Source organism: Jiella endophytica, assembly GCF_004519335.1.
GTDB lineage: Bacteria > Pseudomonadota > Alphaproteobacteria > Rhizobiales > Rhizobiaceae > Jiella > Jiella endophytica.
On the sequence record NZ_SOZD01000002.1, the window covers coordinates 533,423 to 557,573 of the forward strand.

A 24,151-nucleotide genomic window follows, 5' to 3' on the forward strand; every position below is an offset into this window, starting at 1 on the left:
GCACCCGCGATGGTCAGCGCCGTCCTCCCGAAACTGAAGGAGCCGAGCGTCATCCCCGGCTTCGGAACGACCCTCGGCTTCACGCTCTTCTACCTCTCGGCGATCGTGCTTATTCCTCTCGGCGCGCTCGTCCTTCGGGCCGCGGGGCTCGGCCTGTCGGAGTTTCTTACCCTCGCCGGCGATCCGCGAACGCTGGCGGCCCTGAAGCTGTCCTTCCTCGCCTCACTTGCTGCGGCCAGCATCAACGCCGTTTTCGGCCTGCTGGTCGCCTGGGTGCTGGTGCGCTACGACTTCTTCGGCCGCCGACTGATCGACGCGATCATCGATCTTCCCTTCGCCCTGCCGACAGCGGTGGCAGGCATCGCGCTCACCTCTCTCTATGCCCCGAACGGGTGGATCGGCGGCGTCCTGGAGCCGCTTGGTCTGAAGGTCGCCTATACGCCGATCGGCGTCGTGGTGGCGCTGACCTTCGTCGGACTGCCCTTCGTCGTCCGCACCGTCGAGCCGGTGCTGCGCGATCTCGACAGGGAGGTCGAGGAAGCTTCGGCGACGCTCGGTGCCGGCCGGCTCGCGACGGTGACAAGGGTGGTGCTGCCCGCTCTCCTCCCGGCGCTCCTCACCGGCTATGCGCTGGCCCTTGCCCGGGCCATCGGCGAATACGGCTCGGTGATCTTCATCGCCGGCAATATTCCCTACGTCTCGGAGATCGCACCGCTGCTCATCGTCATCCGCCTCGAGGAATACAACTATGCCGCGGCGACGGCGGTGGCCGCCGAGATGCTGGCGATCGCCTTCCTGATGCTGCTCGCCATCAACCTCATCCAGGCCTACAGCCGCAGGAGGTTCGGTCATGCTGCGTGAGGTCTCCGCGCGCCCCGTGGCACCGGTCCCCCGGCCTCGCTTTGCACGATTGGCGCGTCGGCGATCGGCCGACGCCGCGTCGGCCCGCCGCTGGCAGCCGCCGACCACCGAGCGTCCGCTCGCCCGCTGGCTGCTGATTGCGCTCGCCCTCGGCTTCCTCGGCTTCGTGCTCGTCATTCCTCTCGTCCTCGTCTTCGTCGAGGCGCTGAAGAGTGGCATCGGCGTCTATGTCGCCGCCCTCGCCGATCCGGACGCGCTGGCGGCCATCCGGCTGACGCTTTTGATCTCGGCGATCGCCGTTCCGGCCAACCTCGTCTTCGGCCTCGCGGCGGCCTGGGCGATCGCGAAGTTCCAGTTCGTCGGCAAGAGCTTCCTGATCACCCTCATCGATCTACCGTTCTCGGTCTCGCCGGTGATCGCGGGCCTGGTCTTCGTGCTGCTCTTCGGCAGCCAGGGCTATTTCGGCCCATGGCTCTCCGACCTCGGCATCGAGATCGTCTTCGCCGTCCCCGGCATCGCGCTGGCGACGATCTTCGTCACCTTTCCCTTCGTCGCGCGCGAGTTGATCCCGCTGATGCAGGAGCAGGGGTCGGGCGACGAGGAAGCCGCGATCTCGCTCGGCGCCAGCGGATGGAAGACCTTCTGGCTGGTGACGCTGCCGAATGTCCGCTGGGCGCTGCTCTACGGCGTTCTTCTCTGCAACGCCCGGGCGATGGGCGAATTCGGCGCGGTCTCGGTGATCTCCGGCCACATCCGCGGCGTCACCGACACGATGCCGCTGCATGTCGAGATCCTCTACAACGAATACGCCTTCCCCGCCGCCTTCGCCGTCGCCTCGCTGCTCGCCCTTCTGGCGCTGGTGACTCTGTCGATCAAGAGCTTCCTCGAGTGGCGCCATGGCGCCAGCCTGAAGGCCCAGCGCAGCCTCTGACCTCCCCGAGCCACGGCGAGACCAATCTTTTCGGAGCCATCACGATGGACATCAGCGTTCGCAGACTGTGCAAGGAATTCGACCGCTACCCGGCGCTCAACGGCGTCTCGCTGGAGGTCGGATCGGGCGAGCTGATCGCCCTGCTCGGGCCATCCGGCTCCGGCAAGACGACGCTCCTGCGGCTCATTGCGGGGCTCGAATTCCCCACCTCCGGCTCGATCTATTTCGGCAAGGAAGACGCCTCGCAAAAGAGCGTCCAGGAGCGGAACGTCGGTTTCGTATTCCAGCACTATGCCCTGTTCAGGCACATGACCGTCATCGACAACATCTCGTTCGGCCTGAGGGTGCGCGGCCGCAGGAACCGGCCGTCGGATGCGGCGATCCGCAAGCGGGCCAGTGATCTCCTCGACCTCATCCAGCTGCCGAATGTCGCCAACCGTTTCCCGCATCAGCTTTCCGGCGGCCAGCGCCAGCGTGTGGCATTGGCGCGAGCGCTGGCCATCGAGCCGCGGGTGCTTCTCCTCGACGAGCCCTTCGGCGCCCTCGACGCCAAGGTGCGCAAGGAGCTGCGGCGCTGGCTGCGCGAACTCCACGAACGAACCGGACACACCACGATCTTCGTCACCCACGACCAGGAGGAGGCGATGGAGATGTCCGACCGGGTGGTGGTGATGAGCCAGGGCCGGATCGAGCAGGTCGGCACGCCGGACGAGATCTACGACAGGCCGGCCTCGCCCTTCGTGTTCTCCTTCATCGGCGATTCCGGCGAGCTTGCGGTCACCATCGACCGCGGCGAGGTCTTCCTCGATGGCCGCAGCCTCGGGCCACTCGCAGAAGGTCTGCCCGACGGTCGGGCGCGCATGTTCCTGCGGCCCCACGACCTCGAGATCACCGACGACCCGGCAGGCGCCATTTCCGGCGAGGTCGCGACGGTGAGGCGTCATGCCGCCACGCGGCGGATCGAGATTGCCGTCGGCGAGAAGCGCCAGCGCATCGAGGTGGCCGTGCCGGCGACGCGGGGCTTCGTGCCGGAAGGCACCCAGACGTTTCGCCCGGTGCGCTGCCGGCTGTTTCCGGCGAACTGAGGCGCCGCGCACCGCCAACCCGCAGTCGGAGGACTGGCGGCGAGGACCGCCGCGAGATCCTCGTCAGCTGATGATGCGGATCCGCTTTACCTGCTCGGCGATCGCCTGGAACACCGCCTGCAGTTGGCTGGAGTCGGTGACGGAGAAATAGTGGTCGTTGTCCGTCGCACAGCTCTTCAGGAGGCTCTCGTTCCCGTCGATCACTCTGATCGTGTAGATCTCAAGCTTGGTGCCGTCGGGATTGGTCATCGCCTTGGCGTTGGTGCAGGCGAGCTTGGTGCGAGCGTCGATGGAGCTGCTGTCGGACGAGGTGTACCAGCGGTCCTCGGTGTTGTCGCCGTCGGTGAGGACGATCATGATCGCCTTGGTCTTGGCGTCGGTGCTCTTGCCCTGAAGCGGATAGGCCGAGGTCAGTGCCTCCATGCCCCACTGCACGCCGACCGTGATGTTGGTATTGCCCGATGGGGTCAGCGAATCCACTTTGGTCGCCAGGCCGTCAAGATCCTTGGTCAGGCCGACGACGGGCTGCAGGGACGCGCTTTCGCTGCAGTTTGCGGCGCGCATGTAGAGCGTGTCGGTGTTGCTCGCGGTGGCAGCGGCGGCCGTCGTGTCGTAGGGCTGCTTGCGATCGTTGACGCACCCGGACCAGGTGCCCGATGCCGTCGAAAGCGAATAGCTCCGATTGTAGATCGTCGAAGTCGAGACCGAGCAGTTGTTGTAATTGCTCCCGCTGCAGCTATAGGTAGCCCTGTCGACCTTCAACGATCCGGTTAGCGTATCGAGCGCCGTGTAGACATACTTTATGTATCTCGAGCCACTCTTTCCTGCATAATAGTAACCGCTGGTGGTGCCCATGGCGAAGCCGGGCGTGGTGGTCCCGCAATAGTCCTTGTCCGGCGATGACATGTAGCTGCAGTTGACCACCGGCGCGTTGAGCATGGCCATGTTGAGGCTCGAAACACGGACGTTGGTATCGAACGGAATCATCGCCACCTGGACGTTGTTGACGCCGGCCGACGAACCGAAATTTGACAGGAACAGCTTCACCGACGCCTTGAGCTGGGCCATCTTGCCGGAGCTCGCCATCGAGCCGGTGGAATCGAGCACGAGGGCGATGTCGAGCGGCACGTCCGCCTGCTTCGCCGTCGCCTTCACCTCCATGTCGAGTTCCTCGATATGCATCAGGCCGAGAAAGGCCGTCGGCATCGAGAAATCCGCCTGATAGAGCCAGGCATTGTCGACCTTCTTCAGCGCCGTCGTCTGGATCTTGGCTTCCGGGTCGGCATTGGCATTGAAGAAGCGATTGGCGCGCGCGGTCCGCTCGTTCTCGTCGCTGCCGGAATATTTCGCGGCGGCAAGTGCCGCAGCATCGGCGGCCGACTGGAGGCTCGTCCTGACTCGCAAGGCGTTGGAATAGTCGACGACACCGCCGATGGCGAGAACGAGGGGGATGGCTGCCAGCCCCACCATGATGCCGAAATTGCCGGCCGAAGACCTCGCAAAACGCCGGATCGCCCGTTTCACCGAACGATACGAAAACTGACGCGCAACCTCACCCAAGGTCATATCTTTCGAACGGTTTGAATTGATACTCGTGGGTGAAGATCACAGAAAATCCCTAAGGATCCTTGCGCCAGACAGCTAAATTGCTGCGGATCGCCGGCCGGATGCGCGGCAACCCGCCGTTCGCGATACATGTCAGCCGGCAGGTACCGCGCCGGCCAGCGGCGATCAGGATGCCGTCAGGCGCTGCTCGAAGCCGGCGTCCTTGCCGCCAGCCTCCGGCGCCGCCCGCCAGACGACCAGCGGATCGGCCTCGGCAAGCCGGAAGATCGCTCGGCCGCTGAGGTCGTTGAGGATGACGGCGCTGCGCCAGGCAGCCATCGACAGCTGCGGATCGATGACGCCATAGGCCCGGCGGCCCTGGTTAAGGCCGTAGATCGGGCTGTCGTCGGGGCCGTCCCAGACGACGCGGTAGTTCGGCCCGAGCGCCAGCGCGCCGTCGGTCTCCTGGGCGAGGCGCTTGGCAAGGCCGCCCATGCAGGCCGGCGTCGAGGCCCTGTAGCCGGTGGCGAGCACGACGAGATCGGCCTCGATTACCTCCGCCTCGCCTTCGGCACTTTGCGAAACCACCATCTGGCCGCGCCCGCTCGGACGGACATGCAGGAGGTCGCGCCCCGGATAGAGGGCGACGTCGCCGCGTCCCTCCAGATGCCGGCGGCGATAGAGATGGCGGTAGATCTCGTCGGCAGTCGAGGGCGTCAGTCCGTCGGAGGCGAATTTCTGCGAGGCGAGCGCCCGCGCCTGCACCTCCAGCGGCATTTCGCGATAGGCGGCGAGATAGCCGGGGGTGAAGAACTGGTCGACCAGCCCGCCCTCCTGCAGCGTCCAGAAGCCGTCGCGCCGGCTGATCCAGCTGATCGAGGCTGGCGCCGCCGCGCCCTCCTGCTGCAGGAGGTTGAGGATCACCTCGGCGCCGGACTGGCCGCCGCCGATGACCGCGACGCGGCGCCCGGCGGTCTTCGGACGCAGCTCCAGATAGCGGCTGGCATGGAAGCAGTCCGGCCCGGTCACGACGCCTGCCGGGATCAGCGGTACGCGGCCGGTGCCGATCGCCAGCGACCGGGCGATGCAATCCGGCCGTCCGGTAAATTGCAGCCTGAAATGCCCGTCCTCGTAGCGCACGTCCTCGACTGGTGCGGAAAAATGCGTCGAGGCGAGACCGTCCGCCGCCCAGCCGAGATAGGCGCTGAACTCCTGCCGCGAGACCGTCTCGAAACGCGCCGACATGAAGTCGAAGAACCGGCCGCTCTCGACCAGATGGTTGAGGAAGCTCCACGGGCTGGTCGGGCAGACCGGCGTGACGAGATCCTTCAGCGGCGAGGTCTGCAGCATCGCATCGGGAAAGCAGAGGCCCGGATGCCAGGCAAAATTCGCCCGCCGCTCGAAGAAGGCGGTGGCGAGCCCCGGCACGCCGTCGGCCAGCGCCGCGAGGCTGAGATTGAAGGGCCCGATCCCGATGCCTGCGAGATCGACGGTGGTGTCCTGATGACTCATGACGCGGGTTTCCTCGTTCGAGACATTGCCAGCACGGCCGACGCCATCAGGACGCCGGCAAGGGCGACGGCCTGGTTCGCGCCGAGGTGAAGGGCGGCCGATCCGACCAGGGCTCCGGCGGCGAGTCCGCCGGTCGAGACAGTCGCGTTCCAGGCCGCCTGGCTGGTGCCCCGCGCTGCCGAGCGCTCCAGTGCCGTGTGAAGATTGTGGGTGAGGAGCATCGCGCTCGCCCCGCCGACGACGCCCGACGAGATGACGACGAAGGCCGGCTGCGGCCAGAGCGCGATCGCCACGAGCGCTCCGCCGCCGACGAAGGCGGCCAGCCGCAGGCCGGTGCCCTCGACCTTCGACGTCAGAAAGCGGTGTGAAACCAGGAGGCCGAGATTGGCGGCCGCGAGGGCAAAGCCGGCATGGGTCGCCGCGGCAACCGAATTGCCGCCGAGCCGCACCGCCAGCAGCGGCGCCAGCGAGACATGGGTGATCCCGAGGCTGGTCTGGACGAGGAAGGGCAGCACCAGGCTCGGCATCCGCGGCGGCTTCAGGCCACTCGCCTCGCCGGCAGGTGCCGGCTCGCTGCGGCGAAGCGTGGCAAGGCTCCAGACCCCTCCGGCGATCGCCGGCAGCATCGGCAGGACGACGCCGATCGCAACCAGAGGCCCGACCAGGACGGCACTCGCCGCCCGGCCGAGCCCGGCGAATGACTGTGTTGCGGCAAGCCGCTCTCGCGAGCGGGTGGCGTCGGCAAGGCTTGATGTCTGGGCATGCACCAGCACCGTTGCCGCCGACATGCCTTGCGCCAGCCGTAGCAGCAGCAGCGCGCCAAGGGCCGGCGCTGCGGCGAGCGGCACCACGAGCAGCAAGGCGAGCCCCACCGAGCAGACGATCATCGTCACGAGAGCCGGGCCGACGAGACGGCGGCTGCCGGTGAGGCCCATCAGCGGGATCGTCAGCGTCGCCGCCACCATGCCGAGCCCGACCGCCGTCGCGACCGCCGGATCGGACAGACCGAGGCGCCCGGCGATGAGGGGCAGCATGGCCATCAGCGCGGTCTGCTGGAAGGCATGGCCCATCAGGGCCGGGGCGAGCGAGGCGTTCATGGGCCGGTGAAAATTCACAAGGGATGGCGGGCGTCAAGAATAATCTTGACTGTTGGAGTCATATTTATAGGTTGCGGTTCGATCGCTGCCAGAGGAAGCCGTTCCCGCGATGACCGACACCGCCGACATCCCCTCGCTCAACGCCTTCCTGAACGCCGCCCTCAGGGAAGATCGGCTGGAAGGGGCGCATTATGCCGGGAGCGAATTGCGCTTCGCCGCGCCGGACGGCGCTGCCGTGGCGGTGCCGATCGCTGCGCGCAGCAGGTTTCGCTGCCGCTTCGGCCTGCCGGTGACGATCGACGACGCAGCGGCGAGCGTCGAGGCGCTGCTCCGGCGGCTGACCGCAGCGGCCGATCCGGTGTTCGCCGGCCGCGTCCTCGACAGCCTCCGTTCGATCCGCGAGACCAGTGATGCCAGCGGCGATCCGGAGACATGGACCTTCACCGAGGCGGAGACGGCGCTGCGCTTCGGCCACGTCCTTCATCCCAATCCGCGCAGCCGCGACGGCATCTCGCCCGAGGAGACGGCGGCCTATGCACCGGAATCAGGCGGCCGCTTCGCGCTCGAATGGTTCGCGGCGGAACCGGGGGTGATGACGTCGGGCGGCATCGCGGCGGAAGGCTTTGCCCGGCTGGGCCACGCCGACGGGATCGAGCCGCCCACGGATCGGGCCCTGCTGCCGGTCCATCCGTTCCAGCTGTCGCGGCTGAAGAGCAATCGACGCTTTGCCGGGCTTTGCGAGAGCGGCGCGCTCGTGCCGCTTGGCAGAGGGCGCGAGGGCTGGAGTGCCACCGCCTCGATGCGGGCGGTCCACGCCTTCCATGCGCCGTTCATGCTGAAATTCTCGCTGAGCCTCCGCCTCACCAATTCGCTGCGACTGCTCTCGCCGCGCGAGGTGCTGCGCGGGCTCAACGTCAGCGATCTTCTGGCAAGCGAGGTTGGCGCCGAGATCGCTGCCGCCTTCCCCGCTCTGACGATCCTCTCAGAGCCGGGCTTTGCGGCCCTCCTCGACGAGGACGGCGGCCCCTTCGCCGAGACCATCGCCGTTCTCCGCGACAACCCGTTTCAGGACCCAGAACGCCCCGGCCCCGTCATCCTCGCTGCGCTATGCGAAACGCCGCGGGAGGGGATCTCGCCGCTCGGCCGGATCGTCACGCGGCTGGCGGACGGCGACGACCCGGCACCCGTCGCGATGCAATGGTTCGCGGCCTTCCTCGAACACGCGATCCGGCCGGTGCTCGAGATGCGAGCGCGTTGGGGGCTGCTCTTCGGCTCGCACCAGCAGAACATGATGCTGACGCTGGAAAACGGCTGGCCGGCCGGCGTGGTGATCCGCGACTGCCAGGGGACGGGGCATCTGACGACCTTCCACGACAGGCTCGCGGCCTCGTGCCCATGGATTGGCGAGGGCGCGGAGAACATCGTCACTCCCGAAGCGGGCGACGGGCTCCTCACCTACTACGTCGTCGTCAATACGGTGATGAACACCCTCGCCACCCTCGTCCTCGACGGGCTCGCCGGCGAGCCAGCGCTGTTTGCCGTCTGGCGCCGCTTCCTCGAAGGCGCGGCCCGCGAGACACCGGGCGATCCGAGCTTCTACCGCCGGCTGATCGAGCGCCCCGGCCTGACCGCCAAGGCGAATTTCGCGACGTCGCTTTCCGGCATCAACGAGGCCGATGGCGGCTCGGACGGCCAGCTCGCGAGCTTCATCGAACTCGACAATCCTCTCGCCATGACGGAGGCCGCATGACCCTCACCCATCCTCTTCCCGTCGCTGCCGGCGCGCCCGTCCACACGCTCTGGCAGGAGCTCGACCGGCGATTTGCCGAAACCGGCGAGGCGCGGCTGACAATCGCCCCGGCAAGGCTTGCGGAGAGCGGCATCGCCCTGCGGGATCTGCGCTGCGGCTATGGCGCCGGCGACAGCATCGTCATCGAGCGGTCGGGCTTCTACCAGTCTGCCGGGCTCTGGACGAACCATCCGCCGGCGGCGCGCCTCGCCACCGGCCTTCTGCCCGGTCCCGACGGGCGCGACCATCCGCGCCGTCCGCCGAAGCCGGCCGGCACCTTCTATGAGCGCTATGACCGGAAGGCCGAGGCCACCGTCAGCTTCGAGCTTCTCGATCTCAGGCGGCATCTCTCGCTCTTCCATCGCTGGCAGAACGACCCGCGCGTCGCCTTCTTCTGGGAGGAGGACAAGTCGGAAGAGGAGCTTGCCCACTACCTCTCGACCCGGTTGGAAAATCCGAGCGTCATGCCGGTGATCTCCTCCTTCGACGGCGAGCCGGCGGGCTATCTGGAATTCTACTGGGGACGCGAGGACCGGCTAGGCGCCTATTACGAATCCGACCCGTGGGATCGCGGCTGGCACGGGCTGATCGGCGAGCGCAGGCATCTCGGCCGGAAGAAGACCGCCGCCTGGATCCGCTCGCTCAGCCACTACCTATTCCTAGACTGCCCGCTGACCGAGAAGCTCGTCGGCGAGCCCCGCGCCGACAACGTCAAGCTCCTGCGCTACAGCGAGGCGCATGCCTGGCGGAAGGTGCGGGAGTTCGATTTCCCCCACAAGCGCGCCGCGCTGATGCACTGCGACCGCGAAGAATTCTTCGCATCGGCAAGGTTCTGACCATGGAAGAGCTCGTCACCGGCAAGCGCTTCGAGAGGGCGGGCCGCCGCTGGCTCGCCAAGGCGATCAGCGAACTCTCCTGGGAAGAGGTGCTGGCGCCTGAGGCAGGCCGGCTGCAGCTAGCGTCGGGCGTGACTTATGATTTCGAGGCGGTGGCGCGGATCTGGGGCAATCTCGACATCGAGCCGGAGAGCATCCGGCGAAACGGCAACGCCCCCTCGCCGCTGCAGTTCGTCATCGACGCGCGGGCCGAGCTCGGCATGTCTCCGGCGACCGAGGCGATGTTTCTCAAGGAGCTGAAGAACACGCTCCGCCAGGACTGCATCATCGACGCCCGCTTCGGCGAACTTGCGAGCGACGAGCTCTGGCAGTTTCCGACAGACGCGCTGCATGCCGCGCTGGAAGGCCATCCGAAGGCCGTCGCCAACAAGGGCCGGCTCGGCTGGGGTCTCGGCGATCATGCCCGCTACGCGCCGGAGAGCAGCGAGCCGATCCGTCTCGAATGGCTGGCCCTCGATCCGGCCCATGTCCGGCGGGGACGAGGCGAAGGCATCGATGAGACGGCGCTCCTCGATGCCGCGATCGGCACGGACGAGGCTCGCCGCCTGCGGCAGGCGGCAGGCCCGTCCGGCAACGTGCTGATGCCGGTGCATCCCTGGCAGTGGGACAATGTGCTGGCCCAGAGCCTCGTCGCCGATATCGCCGAGGGCCGGGCGCGCCATCTCGGCAGCTTTGGCCGGCCCTTCGTCGCGAGCCCCAGCCTGCGGACGCTGACGCCGCAAGGCGGCGGCCCCTACGAGGTGAAGCTGGCGCTCGCCATCCTCAACACCTCGGCCTGGCGCGGCATGCCCGGCAAATACATCGAACAGGGAGCGGCGATCTCCAACTGGGTGGCGGCGGTGCTGTCGGCCGACCCGGTGACGGCCGGAACGGTGATGGTGCAGCGCGAGGTGCTGGGCCTCTGGTGGCAGGATCCGATCCTCGCCCAGGCGCCAGAGGCCCCCTATCGCTGGCACGAAACGCTGGGGGCGATCTGGCGCGAGCAGGGCGAGGCAGTCTGCCCCGGCCGGCGCGTCGTCATGGCGGCGGCGCTGTTCCACGAGGGTGCCGACGGTCTGCCGCTGGCGGCGGCCATCGCCAGGCGCTCCGGGCTCCAAATCGACGCCTGGCTGAAGCGGCTCTTCGAGGTCAGCGTCGTGCCGCTCTGGCACATCCTTTGCCGCTACGGTCTCGGCTTCATCGCCCACGGCCAGAATATCAGCATCGTCTTCGAGGGCGACGTCCCGGTCGGGATCACGGTGAAGGATTTCCAGGGCGACCTCGACCTCGTCGACCGCGACTTTCCGGAAGCCGAAACCCTGCCAGAGGCAGCCCGCGCGATCCTGCCCCGCAAGCCGCCGGCCTATATCGTCCACAACATCCAAACGGCACATTTCGTCACCGTACTGCGGTTTCTCTCGGCTTCCCTCGCGAGGCGGGAGATCATCGAGGAGAACGCGTTCTATCGCATCCTCCGCGGCGCGCTCGTCGCCCATAAGCAAGCCCATCCGCAGCTTGCCGAGCGCTTCGCGCTGTTCGACCTCTTCCAGCCGAAGATGCCGCGCGTCGCCATCAACCGGGTGCGGTTCCAGATCGGCTACGAGGATTCGGCGACGCGACCCCTGCCGGCACGGGGAACCGACCTCGACAATCCGCTGGCGCCCGAACCGGAACGTCCAAGCCAAAGCGTCGCCGCCGAATAAGGCGGTGACCGCCGTCCCGCCTCGAAGGTCCGTCAGCTATGCCCGTCTTTGGATCAGATCGAGCACGATCGAAGCCGCCGCCTCGCCAGGCGCCCTATCGATCGCCATCATCCTGCGGATCTCGTCGAATCCGGCGAGTTGCGCGTGGCGCTCCGGCGTGTCGGTGAGGAGCCTCGCCATCCTGCGGGCGAGATGCTCCGGCCGGACGAATTCGTGGAAATGTTCAGGTACCAGCGGATGGCCGACGATGAAGTTCGGCATCGCCGCGGTCCAGGCCGTCACGAGATGGCGGAAATAGTAGGCGACGGGGTCGAGCTTGTAGCCGAGCGCCATCGGAATGCCGGAGAGCGCAAGCTCCAGCGAAACCGTACCGGACGCGGCAAGCGCGGCATCCGCCTCGGCAAAGGCACGCCATTTCGCCTCGCCGCCGGTAACGATCTCCGCCTTCACCGGCCAGCTGGCCATCGCCGCCTCGATGCGCCCCTGGTGGCGCGCCAGCGTCGGCAGCACCGCCGTCACCCCCTGCAGGATCTCGCACAGCCGCGCCAGCGTCCGGCCGAAATCGCCGGCCAGACGGTCGATCTCGCCGCGGCGAGAACCAGGCAGGATGACGAGCCGCGGCGGCGAGCCGGGTTTGCGCCCGGCCAGTGGGCGCGGATCGGCCATGATCGCCGCAAGCCCCGGCTCCTTCATCAGCGGATGGCCGACATAGGTCGCGGGCGGGCCGCCAAGACGCTGCATGACAGCCGGTTCGAAGGGCAGCGCGCAGATCGCGTGGTCGACATAGGCGCGCATCTTCGCCGCCCTGCCCTCGCGCCAGGCCCAGACCGTCGGCGGGATATAGTTGACGATCGGAATCTCGGGCAGCCGCGCCCGCACCATCTTGGCGACGCGGTGCGAGAAGGTCGGGCTGTCGATGACGACCAGGGCGTCCGGCCTCGCGGCGACGATCGCATCGGCGGTCTGGCCGACACGGCGCAGGAGCTGCGGCAGGCGCATGAGGATCGCCGAGATCCCCATGATCGAGAGCTCATCGATATCGAAGAGCGAGGTCATGCCTTCCGCCTGCATCGCCTCGCCGGCGAGGCCGACGAGTTCGAGGTCGCCCGGATTGCGCCCCTTCAGCGCCCGGATGAGATCGGCGCCGATGGCGTCGCCCGAGGGTTCGCCGACGACGAAGGCGATCTTCATCGGCCGTCCTCCGCGGGCATGCCACCGGCATCCGCCGGAAGCGTCACGCCACCGGCCGGCAGGCCGACCACGGCGATGCGGGCTTCCCGCGAGGCTGCGACGAGCGCCTCGTAGTCGATGACGAGGCTCTTGCCGGCGCTGACGCCGATCGTGCCGATCCCGGCGCCTTCGGCTTCGAAGATGGTGGAGACACCGATACTGGGTAGATCGAAGCGCTCGTCCTGGTCGGGCTTGACCGCCTTGACCAGCGCCAGCTTCTCGCCTCGCCCGAGCCGCCCGCGGGCGCGAAGATCGGCCACCCGATGCAGCATTTCGCGGGTGCCCTCGGCGGCTTCAAGCGCGATCACCCGCTCCTGCGAGGCGACCGCCGCCTGGCCGACATCGAGGCCGCCGAGCGTTCGCGCGGCGGCTAGGCCGAGTTCGAGCGCCCGTCTCTCGGCCGCGTCGGGCTCGCGCCCGGCGATCGGACCCTCAGGCGCCAACAGGCGAGGCTCGATGTCCTGCACGGCCATCGGCTCCAGCCCCTCCGCCTTCAGGAAATTCGCGACGCTGCGCAGCAACCGGTCATCGCCGCCGCGAACGATGCGGAAGGCCGTCGGCAACACGAACAGCGTCGCGAAACTCGGCAGGATGGAGCGGAAATCCGGTCGGCGGCTGACAGTGCCGCAGGTGACGACCCGGTCGACGTCGCTGCGCTTCAGGAAGCGAATGGCGTCGCCGGTGCGTCCCCAGGGGTAGTATCCCCCGGCAAAGCCTTCCCAGTCGTCCTCGATCGCGTCGGCAATCCGCACGACGATCGGCGTGAAGCCATGGGCCCTTGCCGCCTCGGCGACGATCCGCGGCAACCGGCCGCCGCCCGCGATGAGGCCGAGCGGCTCGCCAGGAAAGCGCGGTTCCATCGCCGTCAGGAAAGCTGCGAGTGACGCGGGAAACAGAGCGCGCGGTCGCCGCCGGATCGGATGAAGCCGAGGAGGTCCTGCACCAGCGGATCCTCGGGGAACTCGCTCTGCACCTCGTCCATGTTCTCCTTGAAGGTCAGATCGTCGGAGAACAGCATGCGATAGGCCCGGCGGACGTTGCGGACCGCCTCGCGATTGAAGCCGGCGCGCTTCATGCCGATGATGTTGAGGCCGGAAAGATAGGCCCGGTTGCCGAGCACCATGCCGAAGGGGATGACGTCGCCTTCGACTGCCGCGAGCCCGCCAACATAGGCGTGATGGCCGATGCGGGTGAACTGGTGGATGCCGCAACCGCCGGCGACGGTGGCATATTCGCCGACGGTGCAGTGGCCCGCCAGCATCACGTTGTTGATCAGCGTGACATTGCGCTCGATGACGCAGTCGTGGGCGACATGGGCACCGGTGAAGAAGGCGCAGTTGTCGCCGATCGTCGTCTCGGATCGCCCCTGCACGGTGCCTGCGTTCATCGTCACCTGCTCGCGGATCAGGCAGTTGTCGCCGATGACGAGGCGGGTGTCCTCACCGCGGTATTTCAGGTGCTGCGGCGCATGGCCGAGCGAAGCGAAAGGCCAGATCTGCGCCCCGGCGCCGATGACGGTGTTGCCCCAGATGGCGACATGGGATCTGAGCCGGCTGCCGGCTCCCAGCCGCACCTGCGGCCCGATGTGGCAGAAGGGGCCGATCTCGCAGCCTTCGCCGATCTCGGCACCGGCCTCGATCACCGCCGACGGGTGAATTGTCGTCTCTGTCATCGTCACTCGGCATCGTGCGAGACGAGCATGGCGCTCACCGTCGCTTCGGCGACCTTCAGGTCATCCACCTTGGCGAGGCATTCGAACTTCCAGATGTTCGCCCGCCGCTTGGTCTGCTTGACGTGGTATTCGAGCCGGTCCCCCGGGACCACCGGCTTGCGGAACTTGGCATTGTCGATGGTCATGAAATAGACCAGCGAAGGCGCTTCGCCGCCCCGCGATAGCGCGCAGATCGCCCCGGCGGTCTGGGCCATGCCCTCGATGATGAGAACGCCGGGCATCACCGGCGCCGAGGGAAAGTGGCCGAGAAAATGCGGCTCGTTGACGGTGACGTTCTTGATGCCGATGGCGCTCCTGTCGCCGTCGATGTCGACGATGCGGTCGATCATCAGGAACGGATAGCGATGGGGCAGAAGCTCCATGATCCGGTTGATGTCAGCGCTCTCGAGCGTCGTCGTCTCGTCAGTCATCCCGTCCATTCCTCGGCGAGCGCCCCTTCTTGGCAAGTTCGATCAAGAACCGCGTTTCCCTGATCCATTCCCGCATCGGCCTGGCCGGGATCCCGCCCCAGCGCGACTTTGGCGGCATGTCGACGGCCACGGCGGAAGCCGCGGCGATCTGCGCACCGTCGCCGATGGTCACGTGGCCATTGATTCCGACCTGTCCGCCGATCATCACGCCGTCGCCGATGGTGGTCGAGCCGGAGATGCCGACCTGGGCAACGATGACGCAATGCCAACCGACGGCGACGTTGTGCCCGATCTGCACCTGATTGTCGATCTTGGTGCCCTCGCCGATGACGGTATCGCGGATGGCACCGCGGTCAATGGTGGAATTGGCGCCGATCTCGACGTCGTCCTGGATGATCACGCGGCCGACCTGCACGACCTTTTCGAGACCGCCAGGCCCCGGCGCGTAGCCAAAGCCGTCCTGGCCGACCTTGACGCCGGGATGGAGGACGACGCGGTTGCCGAGGAGCGCGTTCGACAGGGACACGTGCGGGCCGATGCGGCAGTCGCGGCCGACCGTGCAGCCGGGGCCGATCACCGCGCCTGGAGCGACGATGGTGCCGCGGCCGATCCTGGCACCGCGCCCGACCACCGCGAAGGCTTCGATGGTGACGCCCGGCTCGATATCCGCCGCCGGGTCAACCTCGGCGCGCGGCGAGACGCCTTCGAGGCCAGTGATCGAGGCCGGGACGAGAGCTTGCGGAAACAGCGACCGACCGACGGCCGCAAAGGCCGCCTGAACGTTTGCCGCGATGAGATGGGGCCGACCGGCCGGCAGCAGCGCCAGATGCTTCGGCGCGATCAAGATCAGACCGGCCCGGGTCGTGGACAGCTGGTCCGAATAGCGGGGACTGTCGAAGAAGGAGAGTTCCGACGGGCCGGCGCGGTCGAGCGGCCCGATGCCCGTCACTGCCGTCGCCGGATCCGTGCCCTCGCCGAGTTCAGCCCCGGTCAGCGAGGATATGCCGCCCGCATCAAGGCCCGCACCACGAGCGAAGAAGGACGTCTCGGACATTGCGAACCGGCGGGGAAGCCTTCCTCCCCGCCCCTTTTGCTGGCGTCAGAAGCGCGACGAGAAGCCGAAGGAGAACTCCTGCGTGTCGTCGAAGTCTTCCTTCTTGAGCGGATGGGCGTAGTTCACCCGCAGCGGTCCGAAGGGCGACGCCCAGATCAGGCCGACGCCGGCCGAAGCCCGCAGGGAGAAGTCGGTGCCTTCGACGCCGGGCTCCCCATCGAACTCGCTGCCCCACAGCGAACCGGCATCGGCGAAGACGGCGCCGCGGAAGCCGAGGTCGCGGTTGAGGCCCGGGATCGGGAAGGTCGCCTCCGCTGAAGCGTTGACATAGTTCTGGCCGCCGATGGCGACGTCGTACTGGCGGGGGCCAATGCCACGCGTGTCGAAGCCGCGGACAATGTCCTGGCCCTTGAAGAAGTTATCGAAGACGCGAAGCTCTTCGTCGCCGAGCGTCGTGACGTTGCCGGCACCGCCGGAGAGCTGGCTGACGACGTCCCACTCCTCGCTGAGGAGGTTGAAGTAGGAGGCCTTGCCGGTCGACTTTATAAAGCGCGCGTCGCCGCCGATGCCGGCGAATTCCTGGCCGATCGAGCCAATGAAGCCGTTGCGCGGATCCTGGTTGTTGTCGAGCGTGTTGTAGGTGAACTGGTAGGACGCCGAAGAGGTCGTGTAGTCGCCGGCGCAGATCGCGGCATTGATGATCGGCGAGTCCGTGAAGGACGGCGCGGTAATCGGATTGCCGCCTTCGTCGACCAAATTGCCTTTCGGATCAGGATTTGCGCAGGTGCTGTCGATGTACTCGTCGGGATCGACCGGATAGTCCGGATTGCTGACCGTGATGCCCGTGCCGTCGCCGTAGCTTTCCTGCTTGAAATTGTACGCGACCGTCGCCGTCAGGTGATCGGTGATCGGTGCCGAGAAGCGAACATCGCCGCCGGTCCGCTCAACGTCGTAATCGTCGGTCGAGGTCTTGCTGTAATAGACGTCGAAGCCGGCTGCGAGGCGCTGGCCGAGGAAATACGGCTCGGTGAAGGAGAGCTGGTAGCTGCGGCTGTTGGTGCCGACGCCGGCGGAGACCTTGATGAACTGGCCGCGCCCGAGGAAGTTGCGCTCCTGGATGCCGACTTCGGCCACCGGGCCGGAGGAATCACCCGAGGTGGTGTAGCCGCCACCCACCGAGATCTCGCCGGTCGCCTTCTCGTTAACGTCGACGATGACGATGACACGGTCAGGCTCGGAGCCTGGCGCCGTCGAGATCTTCACCGTGGTGAAGTATTTCAGGTCCTCGAGACGCTGCTTGGCCCGCTGCACCAGCACCTGATTGAACGCATCGCCTTCCGAGATGTCGAACTCGCGGCGAATGACGTAGTCGCGGGTCTTGGTGTTGCCGCGGATCTCGATGCGCTCGACATAGGCCCGCGGCCCCTGGTCGATCACATAGTCGATCGCGATGGTGTGGTTGGTGAAGTCTCGGTCGCCGCGCGGCGTCACCTGGGCAAAGGCATAGCCCTTGTTGGCCAGCGCATTGGTCAGGTTAACCAGCGAGTTCTCGACTTCCTTGGCGCTGTAGATGTCGCCCGGCGCGGTGTCGAGTTCGCTGTAGAGCGCCTGGGTGTCGACGCCCTCGATGGTCGAGTCGATCTTCACGGCACCAAAGGCGTAGCGCTCGCCCTCGTCGACGGTGAAGGTGATGAAGTAGGAGTTCTGGTCCGGATCGAGCTCGGCGACGGCCGAAAGGATGCGGAAATCGGCATAGCCGTGATTGTAGTAGAAGCGGCGGACCGTCTCCTCGTCGGACTGCAGCTTGTCCGGATCGTAGACGTCGTCGCGCTGGATGAAGCTGAGGATGCCGGTCTCGCGCAGCGAGATCACCTGCTTCAGCCGGGCGTCGGAAAAGGCATTGTTGCCGACGAAGCTGATCGAGGCGATCTTCGTGCGGTCGCCTTCCTGGATGTTGTAGATGACGTTGACGCGGCCCTGGCCGATCGGCTGGGTCTGGGCGGTCACCACGGCGTCGCTGCGGCCGATCGAGACATAGGCGCGCTTGATCGACTCGACGTCGGCGTCGACGGTCGTCTGGGAATAGGCACCGCGCGGCGCCGTCTGGACGGCCGCGGAGAGCTGCGCGTCCTTGATCTTCGAATTGCCCTGGAAGAGCACCTGGTTGACGATCTGGTTCTCGTCGACGGCGACATTGAGCGTGCCGCCCGACTGGCTGATCCGCACGTTCGAGAACAGCCCCGTGGAGTAGAGACGCCTGACGGCGGCATCCTGATCGGCGTCGGTGACGTTCTGGCCAGGCTTGATGTCGATGAAGCCGCGGATCGTATCGGCATCGACGCGGCTGTTGCCACTGACCGCGATGCGGCTCACGGTCGCCGCCTCGGCGATGGTCGTCGTCGCGAGCTGGATCGTCAGCGTGGTAGCGGCAAGCAGGGTCGAAGACAGCGCGATGGCAGTCGCTGCGCGCAGGGTTTTCGTTCCAGCCGTCATGTTTCCAACCACCTTGTCGTCTTCTTGCTATTCAGCAGGACGTTATCCAGAACCTGCCTTGTACCGGCTTTGCCCGCCGGTTCAAGCAAACTCCACGCAGTGGATTGAGGAATCGGAAACGCCGTTGCAAGGCGGTCACGAACCATGGCGACATGGTTACCCAATTCTTTCCCCCGAACCCCCGGCCCTGCGTCCCTCACACCTGGCCTGAAATGTCATTCCAAAAGGCAAATATCATCAGCATCGTGACGAGAGCGAGACCGATCCGGAAGCCGACTTCCTGGACCCGCTCGCTCAGCGGCCTGCCTCTCACCGCTTCGAAGGCATAGAACAGGAGATGGCCGCCGTCGAGCATCGGCACCGGCAGGAGATTGAGGATGCCGATCGAGATCGACAGAAGCGCCGCGAGATTCAGCAGCGCGGCAAAACCGATGGTCGAGACCTGGCCGGAGACCTGCGCAATGCGGATCGGCCCGCCGATCTGGTCGGCGCTCTGGCGGCCGGTCACCACCTCGCCGATGAAGCCGACGGTCTGGCTGGCGACGAACCAGGTCTGCGACACGCCGTATTGCAGCGCCTCGAACGGGCCGAGTGACTGGACGCGGAAGCTGCCGTTGGAATTGTCGGCACGCAGACCGACGATCGGCATGGTGAAGCTGTTGCCGAATTCGTCCTCGCGCGTCTCGAGGCGCGGCGTCACCGTCAGCTTGACGGGCTCGCCGCCACGATCGACCTCGAATTCCACCGGGTTCTCGCCGACTGCCGCGACGTGGCGCTGCAGGTCGGAAAAGTAGTTGATATCCTCGCCATCCGCCGAGACGACGCGGTCGCCCGGTTGGAAACCGGCCGCGGCCGCCGGCGAATCCGGCTCAACGGCGGAGACGACGGGATCGCCAACCACCCGGCCGGTGAAGAAGACCACGGCCGCGAAGATGACGATCGACAGGATGAAATTGGCGATCGGCCCGGCCGCGACAGTCGCCGCGCGCCGCCCGACGCTGGCGGTCGGGAAGGCGTGTCGGCGCTCCTCGGCGTTCATCCCATCGACCGCATCGCGATCCGGAACCGAGGCGGCGTTCTCGTCGCCGAGAAACTTGACGTAGCCGCCGAGCGGGATGGCGGCGAGCTTCCAGCGGGTGCCCTGGCGGTCGGTGAAACCGACGATCTCCGGCCCGAAGCCGACCGAGAAGGTCAGCGCCTTGATCCCGCAGAGCCGGCCGATCAGGAAGTGGCCGAGTTCGTGGAAGAAGACGATGATCGTCAGGACGAACAGAAACGGCACGATGTAGATCAGGCCGTGGCTCCAAAGGCCCGAGGTGATCGCTCCGATTTCCATCTGCGGGTTCTCCGTTGCGGCGGCACGCCTTAGAGCGCCGTGCATCCGAATGGACCCACGAAGGACGCTCCAACACTTTGACCGTACGCATCGCGATTTCCGAAAATCGATCCCGATTTTCGGCCGATGCCGCAGGCCGCCTGCCTCATTCTATAGCAGCGACCTTGCGCGGTGCAAACAATCTGCAGCGGCGCTTCGACCGCTCCCCCGACGGGCGAGCCAACGGGGCGGCCTTTTCGCCTAACACGTCGATCAGGCGGGAAACAGCCCGCTCGCCGGATCGCTGAAGCCACTCGCCACAACGCCGACCAGCCAGGCGACGGCGATCGCCACGATCAGCGCGTCGATCCGGTCCATCAACCCGCCATGGCCGGGGATCAATCTGCCCGAATCCTTCACGCCAAAGCGTCGCTTGATCCAGGATTCATAAAGATCGCCCGCCTGACCGGCGATCGACAGCAGCGCCGCCAGGGCGACGATCGACAGGCTGATGCCAGTGCCCGCTGCGTGGGCGAAGAGCGCGCCGCAGACGATGGCGGCGGCAAGGCCCCCGACGGCTCCCGAGATGGTCTTCTTCGGCGACACCATCGGCATCAGCTTCGGCCCGCCGAAGGAGCGGCCGGCGAAATAGGCGAAGATGTCGGTCGCCCAGACGACCGTCACCAGAAAGGCGATGGTGAGGAGGCCGGCGGTGTCGTCGCCGCGCAGGAAGGCCGGCGGAAACGTCGCGGCGCCGGCATAGACGAGCCCGCCGATCAGCCAGTCGGCCTTGCGCTCGGTGCGGTCGATGAAGGCGAGGAAGGCCGTGCCGGCGGCGAAGATCGCCACTGCGAGAAGGGAAAAACCAAAGGCGAAAGCGATCAGCGAGAGATAGAAGACCCGCCGCCCGAAGGTGAAATGCGGCCGCAGCCGCCTGGCACGGGTGATCCTGGTCCATTCGTCGAAGACGATGAAGCCGGTCGCGCAGCACAGGAGCCGGAAGCCCCAGCCGCCGGCAAAGACCAAGAGGCAGACGAGGATGCCGAGAACGAGAGCGGAGAAAAGCCGCGAGCGAAGGTCGCTCCAGCTTCCCTCGGCGAAGAAGCGTCTGACGCCGAGCCCCATCTCGTCAGGATGCGATTTCCCGCGACAATCCTCCAAAGCGGCGATCGCGGCTGGCATATTCGGCGATGGCGTCCTCGAACGACTGCCGGTCGAAATCCGGCCACAGGCACGGCATGAAGACGAATTCGGAGTAGGCCGCCTGCCAGAGCAGGAAGTTGGACAGCCTCAGTTCGCCGCTGGTGCGGATGATCAGGTCGGGATCGGGAATGCCCGCCGTGTCCATGTGTTCGCCGAGATAGTCGGCGGTGAGCGCGTCGAGGGTCACCTCGCCGGCGGCGAATTTCTCGGCGATGCGCTTGACCGCCCGGGCGACCTCGTCGCGGGCGCCGTAGTTGAAGGCGATGACGAGGGTCTGGCGGGAATTGTCCCGCGTCAGGTTCTCGGCCTCCTCGAGCAGCGAGCGGATGTCGGCGGACAGATCGTCGCGGCCGCCGATCACCCGGACGCGCACGCCCTCCTTGTGGAGGTCGGCGAGGTCGCGGCGGATGAAGTGCTTGAGCAGGCCGAGAAGTTCCTCGATTTCGTCCTTCGGTCGCCGCCAGTTTTCCGAGGAGAAGGCGAACAGCGTCAGATATTCGATGCCGAGTTCGCCGGCGGCCCGCACCGCCGCCCGGACCGCCTCGACCCCGCGCCGGTGGCCCATGCTGCGTGGCAGGCCGCGCGCCCGCGCCCAGCGTCCGTTGCCATCCATGATGATGGCCACATGTCGGGGATGCCGCACTGTCCTCGCCCTTCCCTGCCTCATCGCCGCGAGAAAGCGGCAGTCAGACCCTAGACCTGCATGATTTCGGCTTCCTTGACGGAAAGCAATTTGTCGATTTCGGCAATCGTATCGTCGGTCATCTTCTGGACCTTCTCCGACTGCTGCCGGCTTTCGTCCTGGCCGATGTCGCCGGCCTTCTCGCTCTTCTTCAGGCTGTCCATGCCGTCGCGGCGGACGTGGCGCGCCGCCACCTTGGCGCTTTCGGCATACTGATGCGCCACCTTGACCAGTTCCTTGCGCCGCTCCTCGTTGAGCTCGGGCAGCGGAATGCGCAGCGTGGTGCCGTCGGTGATCGGGTTGAGGCCGAGGCTGCTCTCGCGGATCGCCCGCTCGACCTTACCGACCATCTGCTTGTCCCAGACTGTCACGGAAACCATTCGCGGCTCCGGCACCGTGACATTGGCGACCTGGTTGAGCGGCATCTGCGAGCCGTAGGCCTCGACGGTGATCGGGTCGAGGAGGTTGGCGGAGGCGCGGCCGGTGCGAAGACCGGCAAGATCGCTCTTCAGGCTGTTCACGGCCCCGTCCATGCGGCGCTTCAATTCGTCGAGTTCGGCCATGTCACGTGTCCTCTCTGGAAATCCTTGTTGGCTTTTCGAAAACCGTCAGTCCGACACGACCGTGGCGCGGCCGGCGCCGACGAGGATCCTGGCAAACTCGCCCTTCTGGTGAATGGAGAAGACGACGATCGGAATATGGTTCTCGCGGGCGAGCGCGACGGCGGCGACGTCCATGACGGCGAGCCCGCGCTCCAGGACCTCGGCATGGGTCAGCCGGTCGAAGCGCGTGGCGTCGGGCACCTTCTTCGGATCGGCCGAATAGATGCCGTCGACCTGGGTGCCCTTGAACAGCGCCGCGGCGCCCATCTCGGCGGCCCTGAGGGCGCCCGCCGAATCGGTGGTGAAGAACGGATTGCCGGTACCGCCGGCGAAGATGACGACCCTGCCGGCCGCCTGATGCGCCAGCGCCGCGCGCTGGGTGAAGCTCTCGCAGATCTCCGGCATGGCGATCGCCGATAGAACGATGGCATCGACGCCGAGCTTGATCAGCGAGGTGCGCAACGCCAGCGCGTTGATCACCGTGCCGAGCATGCCCATGTGGTCGCCGATCACCCGGTCGCCGCCCTTGGACGCGACGGCGACGCCACGGAAGATGTTGCCGCCGCCGATCACCACGGAGATATCGACCCCGAGCGCCCGGCCTTCGGCAATATCTGCGGCGATCCTGTCGACCACGGCGACGTCGATCCCGAAGCCCTGCTCTCCCATGAGCGCCTCGCCCGACACCTTCAGCAAGACGCGGCGATAGCGGATGTCCGAGGTCATCGAGTCTCCTGTCCAACTGCGGGGCGCAGCGACGCATCATCCGTCCACCGGCCGTCCGTTCCCATCGGCTGGTTCCGGCCGGCGGCGGATCGAGCCGCACCTTCCGGCGCTTTGACGCGAACCCCTTTCGCCTGCCGATACAATAAGGGCGCCCGCTTGTGAAGCGAGCGCCCGATCTTGCGTCACCTGCGAAAGCAGTTGATCCGACTGGCAGGCCGCCTCGCCGGGACGTTTCCGGCAGGCGGTATGCCAGGCTTATTTCTTGCCGGCGGCAGCAGCGACCTCGGCAGCGAAGTCGCTCTCCTCGCGCTCGACGCCCTCGCCGAGGGCAAAGCGCACGAAGGCGGTGATCTTCGCCGGAGCGCCGATCTCCTTCTCGGCCTCGGCCAGCGCCTTCTCGACGGTGAGGTCCGGATTGATGACGAAGTTCTGCTTGAGGAGGACGACCTCTTCATAGAACTTCCGCATCCGGCCCTCGACCATCTTCTCGATGATGTTCTCCGGCTTGCCCGAAGCGCGGGCCTGCTCGGAGAAGATCGCCTTCTCGCGCTCGGCGACGGCCGGATCGATCTCTTCGGCGGTCAGCGCCAGCGGGTTGGTCGCCGCGACATGCATCGCCACCTGCCGGCCGAAGGCATTCAGCTTGTCCTTGTCGCCGGTCGATTCCAGCGCGACGAGAACGCCGAGCTTGCCGAGGCCGTCGGCGACCTGGTTGTGGATGTAGGTCGCAACGACGCCGTCGGAGACCGACAGCATGGCCGAACGGCGCAGGCTCATGTTCTCGCCGATGGTGGCGATCGCATCGCGGATGGTGTCGGCAACCGACTTGTCGGACGACGGATAGGTCGCGGCGGAGACCGCCTCGACGCTGCCGTCGGTGCCGAGCGCGACCGTGGCGATCTCCCGGACGAGCGTCTGGAAGGCCTCGTTGCGGGCAACGAAGTCGGTCTCGGAATTCACCTCGACGACGACCGCCTTGGTGCCGGCGCCGGCGATGCCGACGAGGCCCTCGGCCGCGGTGCGGCCGGACTTCTTGTCGGCCTTGGCGATGCCCTTGGTGCGCAGCCAGTCGATCGCAGCTTCCATGTCGCCATTGGTCTCGGCGAGCGCGGTCTTGCAGTCCATCATGCCCGCGCCGGTCTTCTCGCGCAGGTCCTTCACCATCGAAGCGGAAATTGCCATCTTGGTCTTCCTCGGAAATGAATTGGCGCACCGGCTCAGTATGAACGGGTGCGCCGAAACTGTGACGCGGTGATTACAGCGTTGGCGGGATCTCGCGAAAGGCGCCGGTCGGCGCCTTTCATGT

At 66.7% G+C, this 24,151-nt stretch carries 21 protein-coding genes; 6 read left to right on the plus strand and 15 right to left on the minus strand.

Going from position 1 to position 24,151, the window contains the following annotated elements; genetic code table 11:
• Positions 1 to 9 precede the first annotated feature (9 nt).
• Genes cysT through E3C22_RS07565 form a run of 3 tightly spaced genes read left to right on the plus strand, consistent with a single transcriptional unit; the run spans position 10 to position 2,877 of the window.
• Complete coding sequence (gene cysT / locus E3C22_RS07555) at positions 10 to 861, plus strand: sulfate ABC transporter permease subunit CysT (protein ID WP_134761395.1); 852 nt, start codon at positions 10 to 12, stop codon at positions 859 to 861.
• Positions 851 to 1,792 carry a sulfate ABC transporter permease subunit CysW gene (cysW, locus tag E3C22_RS07560; protein WP_134761396.1) on the plus strand — a complete coding sequence of 314 codons (942 nt, stop codon included), beginning with the start codon at positions 851 to 853 and terminating at the stop codon, positions 1,790 to 1,792. The genes cysT and cysW overlap by 11 nt, the downstream gene beginning before the upstream one ends.
• Before the next feature lie 44 nt (positions 1,793 to 1,836).
• Complete coding sequence (locus tag E3C22_RS07565) at positions 1,837 to 2,877, plus strand: sulfate/molybdate ABC transporter ATP-binding protein (protein ID WP_134761397.1); 1,041 nt, start codon at positions 1,837 to 1,839, stop codon at positions 2,875 to 2,877.
• A 63-nt stretch (positions 2,878 to 2,940) separates the two neighbouring features.
• Here the strand turns inward: E3C22_RS07565 and E3C22_RS07570 are convergent, their stop codons facing one another.
• From E3C22_RS07570 to E3C22_RS07580, 3 genes are all read right to left on the minus strand, one after another.
• Positions 2,941 to 4,443, minus strand: coding sequence for a vWA domain-containing protein (locus E3C22_RS07570; RefSeq protein WP_134761398.1), 1,503 nt, complete (start codon positions 4,441 to 4,443; stop codon positions 2,941 to 2,943).
• A gap of 165 nt (positions 4,444 to 4,608) precedes the next feature.
• Positions 4,609 to 5,934 (minus strand): lysine N(6)-hydroxylase/L-ornithine N(5)-oxygenase family protein, encoded by a 1,326-nt coding sequence (locus E3C22_RS07575; RefSeq protein WP_134761399.1) that lies wholly within the window; start codon positions 5,932 to 5,934, stop codon positions 4,609 to 4,611.
• On the minus strand, positions 5,931 to 7,031 hold the full coding sequence (locus tag E3C22_RS07580; RefSeq protein ID WP_134761400.1) for an MFS transporter: 1,101 nt from the start codon (positions 7,029 to 7,031) through the stop codon (positions 5,931 to 5,933). Before E3C22_RS07580 ends, E3C22_RS07575 begins: the two co-directional genes overlap by 4 nt.
• A 109-nt stretch (positions 7,032 to 7,140) precedes the next feature.
• On the opposite strand from E3C22_RS07580, the gene E3C22_RS07585 reads away from it, so the two are divergent.
• From E3C22_RS07585 to E3C22_RS07595, 3 genes are read left to right on the plus strand one after another with little or no spacing between them, the layout of a single operon-like run.
• Complete coding sequence (locus E3C22_RS07585) at positions 7,141 to 8,781, plus strand: IucA/IucC family protein (RefSeq protein ID WP_134761401.1); 1,641 nt, start codon at positions 7,141 to 7,143, stop codon at positions 8,779 to 8,781.
• Complete coding sequence (locus E3C22_RS07590; RefSeq protein ID WP_134761402.1) at positions 8,778 to 9,656, plus strand: GNAT family N-acetyltransferase; 879 nt, start codon at positions 8,778 to 8,780, stop codon at positions 9,654 to 9,656. Before E3C22_RS07585 ends, E3C22_RS07590 begins: the two co-directional genes overlap by 4 nt.
• Before the next feature lie 2 nt (positions 9,657 to 9,658).
• Positions 9,659 to 11,398: an IucA/IucC family protein gene (locus E3C22_RS07595; RefSeq protein WP_134761403.1), complete on the plus strand. Its 1,740-nt coding sequence runs from the start codon at positions 9,659 to 9,661 to the stop codon at positions 11,396 to 11,398.
• Positions 11,399 to 11,434: 36 nt separating this feature from the next.
• Here E3C22_RS07595 and lpxB read toward each other — a convergent pair whose 3' ends face one another.
• The 12 genes from lpxB to tsf form a co-directional block, all read right to left on the minus strand.
• A complete protein-coding gene (gene lpxB / locus E3C22_RS07600; protein ID WP_134761404.1) occupies positions 11,435 to 12,589 on the minus strand; it encodes a lipid-A-disaccharide synthase in 1,155 nt (384 codons plus the stop codon).
• Positions 12,586 to 13,488 carry an LpxI family protein gene (locus E3C22_RS07605; RefSeq protein ID WP_134761405.1) on the minus strand — a complete coding sequence of 301 codons (903 nt, stop codon included), beginning with the start codon at positions 13,486 to 13,488 and terminating at the stop codon, positions 12,586 to 12,588. Before E3C22_RS07605 ends, lpxB begins: the two co-directional genes overlap by 4 nt.
• A 5-nt stretch (positions 13,489 to 13,493) precedes the next feature.
• Positions 13,494 to 14,300, minus strand: a complete 807-nt coding sequence (gene lpxA / locus E3C22_RS07610) for an acyl-ACP--UDP-N-acetylglucosamine O-acyltransferase (protein ID WP_134761406.1) — start codon at positions 14,298 to 14,300, stop codon at positions 13,494 to 13,496.
• 2 nt (positions 14,301 to 14,302) lie between these two features.
• On the minus strand, positions 14,303 to 14,770 hold the full coding sequence (fabZ, locus tag E3C22_RS07615; protein WP_134761407.1) for a 3-hydroxyacyl-ACP dehydratase FabZ: 468 nt from the start codon (positions 14,768 to 14,770) through the stop codon (positions 14,303 to 14,305).
• The gene (gene lpxD, locus E3C22_RS07620) at positions 14,763 to 15,824 is read right to left on the minus strand and encodes a UDP-3-O-(3-hydroxymyristoyl)glucosamine N-acyltransferase (protein ID WP_134761408.1); all 1,062 of its coding nucleotides are present in this window, start codon (positions 15,822 to 15,824) and stop codon (positions 14,763 to 14,765) included. Before lpxD ends, fabZ begins: the two co-directional genes overlap by 8 nt.
• A 45-nt stretch (positions 15,825 to 15,869) precedes the next feature.
• A complete protein-coding gene (bamA, locus tag E3C22_RS07625) occupies positions 15,870 to 18,317 on the minus strand; it encodes an outer membrane protein assembly factor BamA (RefSeq protein WP_134761409.1) in 2,448 nt (815 codons plus the stop codon).
• Between the two features lie 196 nt (positions 18,318 to 18,513).
• Positions 18,514 to 19,653, minus strand: coding sequence for an RIP metalloprotease RseP (rseP, locus tag E3C22_RS07630; RefSeq protein ID WP_134761410.1), 1,140 nt, complete (start codon positions 19,651 to 19,653; stop codon positions 18,514 to 18,516).
• A 252-nt stretch (positions 19,654 to 19,905) separates the two neighbouring features.
• The gene (locus E3C22_RS07635; protein WP_134761411.1) at positions 19,906 to 20,757 is read right to left on the minus strand and encodes a phosphatidate cytidylyltransferase; all 852 of its coding nucleotides are present in this window, start codon (positions 20,755 to 20,757) and stop codon (positions 19,906 to 19,908) included.
• 4 nt (positions 20,758 to 20,761) lie between these two features.
• Positions 20,762 to 21,502 (minus strand): isoprenyl transferase, encoded by a 741-nt coding sequence (locus E3C22_RS07640; protein ID WP_134761412.1) that lies wholly within the window; start codon positions 21,500 to 21,502, stop codon positions 20,762 to 20,764.
• 26 nt (positions 21,503 to 21,528) lie between these two features.
• Positions 21,529 to 22,080, minus strand: a complete 552-nt coding sequence (frr, locus tag E3C22_RS07645; RefSeq protein WP_134761413.1) for a ribosome recycling factor — start codon at positions 22,078 to 22,080, stop codon at positions 21,529 to 21,531.
• A 45-nt stretch (positions 22,081 to 22,125) separates the two neighbouring features.
• Positions 22,126 to 22,845, minus strand: a complete 720-nt coding sequence (pyrH, locus tag E3C22_RS07650) for a UMP kinase (protein ID WP_134761414.1) — start codon at positions 22,843 to 22,845, stop codon at positions 22,126 to 22,128.
• Between the two features lie 255 nt (positions 22,846 to 23,100).
• Positions 23,101 to 24,027: a translation elongation factor Ts gene (gene tsf / locus E3C22_RS07655; protein WP_134761415.1), complete on the minus strand. Its 927-nt coding sequence runs from the start codon at positions 24,025 to 24,027 to the stop codon at positions 23,101 to 23,103.
• Positions 24,028 to 24,151: the final 124 nt, after the last annotated feature.

Excerpts from the sequence above, each read along its gene's own strand:
- cysT (WP_134761395.1), top strand. The coding sequence starts at position 10 with ATGGTCAGCGCCGTCCTCCCGAAACTGAAGGAGCCGAGCGTCATCCCC.
- cysW (WP_134761396.1), top strand. The coding sequence starts at position 851 with ATGCTGCGTGAGGTCTCCGCGCGCCCCGTGGCACCGGTCCCCCGGCCT.
- E3C22_RS07565 (WP_134761397.1), top strand. The coding sequence starts at position 1,837 with ATGGACATCAGCGTTCGCAGACTGTGCAAGGAATTCGACCGCTACCCG.
- E3C22_RS07570 (WP_134761398.1), bottom strand. The coding sequence starts at position 4,443 with ATGACCTTGGGTGAGGTTGCGCGTCAGTTTTCGTATCGTTCGGTGAAA.
- E3C22_RS07575 (WP_134761399.1), bottom strand. The coding sequence starts at position 5,934 with ATGAGTCATCAGGACACCACCGTCGATCTCGCAGGCATCGGGATCGGG.
- E3C22_RS07580 (WP_134761400.1), bottom strand. The coding sequence starts at position 7,031 with ATGAACGCCTCGCTCGCCCCGGCCCTGATGGGCCATGCCTTCCAGCAG.
- E3C22_RS07585 (WP_134761401.1), top strand. The coding sequence starts at position 7,141 with ATGACCGACACCGCCGACATCCCCTCGCTCAACGCCTTCCTGAACGCC.
- E3C22_RS07590 (WP_134761402.1), top strand. The coding sequence starts at position 8,778 with ATGACCCTCACCCATCCTCTTCCCGTCGCTGCCGGCGCGCCCGTCCAC.
- E3C22_RS07595 (WP_134761403.1), top strand. The coding sequence starts at position 9,659 with ATGGAAGAGCTCGTCACCGGCAAGCGCTTCGAGAGGGCGGGCCGCCGC.
- lpxB (WP_134761404.1), bottom strand. The coding sequence starts at position 12,589 with ATGAAGATCGCCTTCGTCGTCGGCGAACCCTCGGGCGACGCCATCGGC.
- E3C22_RS07605 (WP_134761405.1), bottom strand. The coding sequence starts at position 13,488 with ATGGAACCGCGCTTTCCTGGCGAGCCGCTCGGCCTCATCGCGGGCGGC.
- lpxA (WP_134761406.1), bottom strand. The coding sequence starts at position 14,300 with ATGACAGAGACGACAATTCACCCGTCGGCGGTGATCGAGGCCGGTGCC.
- fabZ (WP_134761407.1), bottom strand. The coding sequence starts at position 14,770 with ATGACTGACGAGACGACGACGCTCGAGAGCGCTGACATCAACCGGATC.
- lpxD (WP_134761408.1), bottom strand. The coding sequence starts at position 15,824 with ATGTCCGAGACGTCCTTCTTCGCTCGTGGTGCGGGCCTTGATGCGGGC.
- bamA (WP_134761409.1), bottom strand. The coding sequence starts at position 18,317 with ATGACGGCTGGAACGAAAACCCTGCGCGCAGCGACTGCCATCGCGCTG.
- rseP (WP_134761410.1), bottom strand. The coding sequence starts at position 19,653 with ATGGAAATCGGAGCGATCACCTCGGGCCTTTGGAGCCACGGCCTGATC.
- E3C22_RS07635 (WP_134761411.1), bottom strand. The coding sequence starts at position 20,757 with ATGGGGCTCGGCGTCAGACGCTTCTTCGCCGAGGGAAGCTGGAGCGAC.
- E3C22_RS07640 (WP_134761412.1), bottom strand. The coding sequence starts at position 21,502 with ATGAGGCAGGGAAGGGCGAGGACAGTGCGGCATCCCCGACATGTGGCC.
- frr (WP_134761413.1), bottom strand. The coding sequence starts at position 22,080 with ATGGCCGAACTCGACGAATTGAAGCGCCGCATGGACGGGGCCGTGAAC.
- pyrH (WP_134761414.1), bottom strand. The coding sequence starts at position 22,845 with ATGACCTCGGACATCCGCTATCGCCGCGTCTTGCTGAAGGTGTCGGGC.
- tsf (WP_134761415.1), bottom strand. The coding sequence starts at position 24,027 with ATGGCAATTTCCGCTTCGATGGTGAAGGACCTGCGCGAGAAGACCGGC.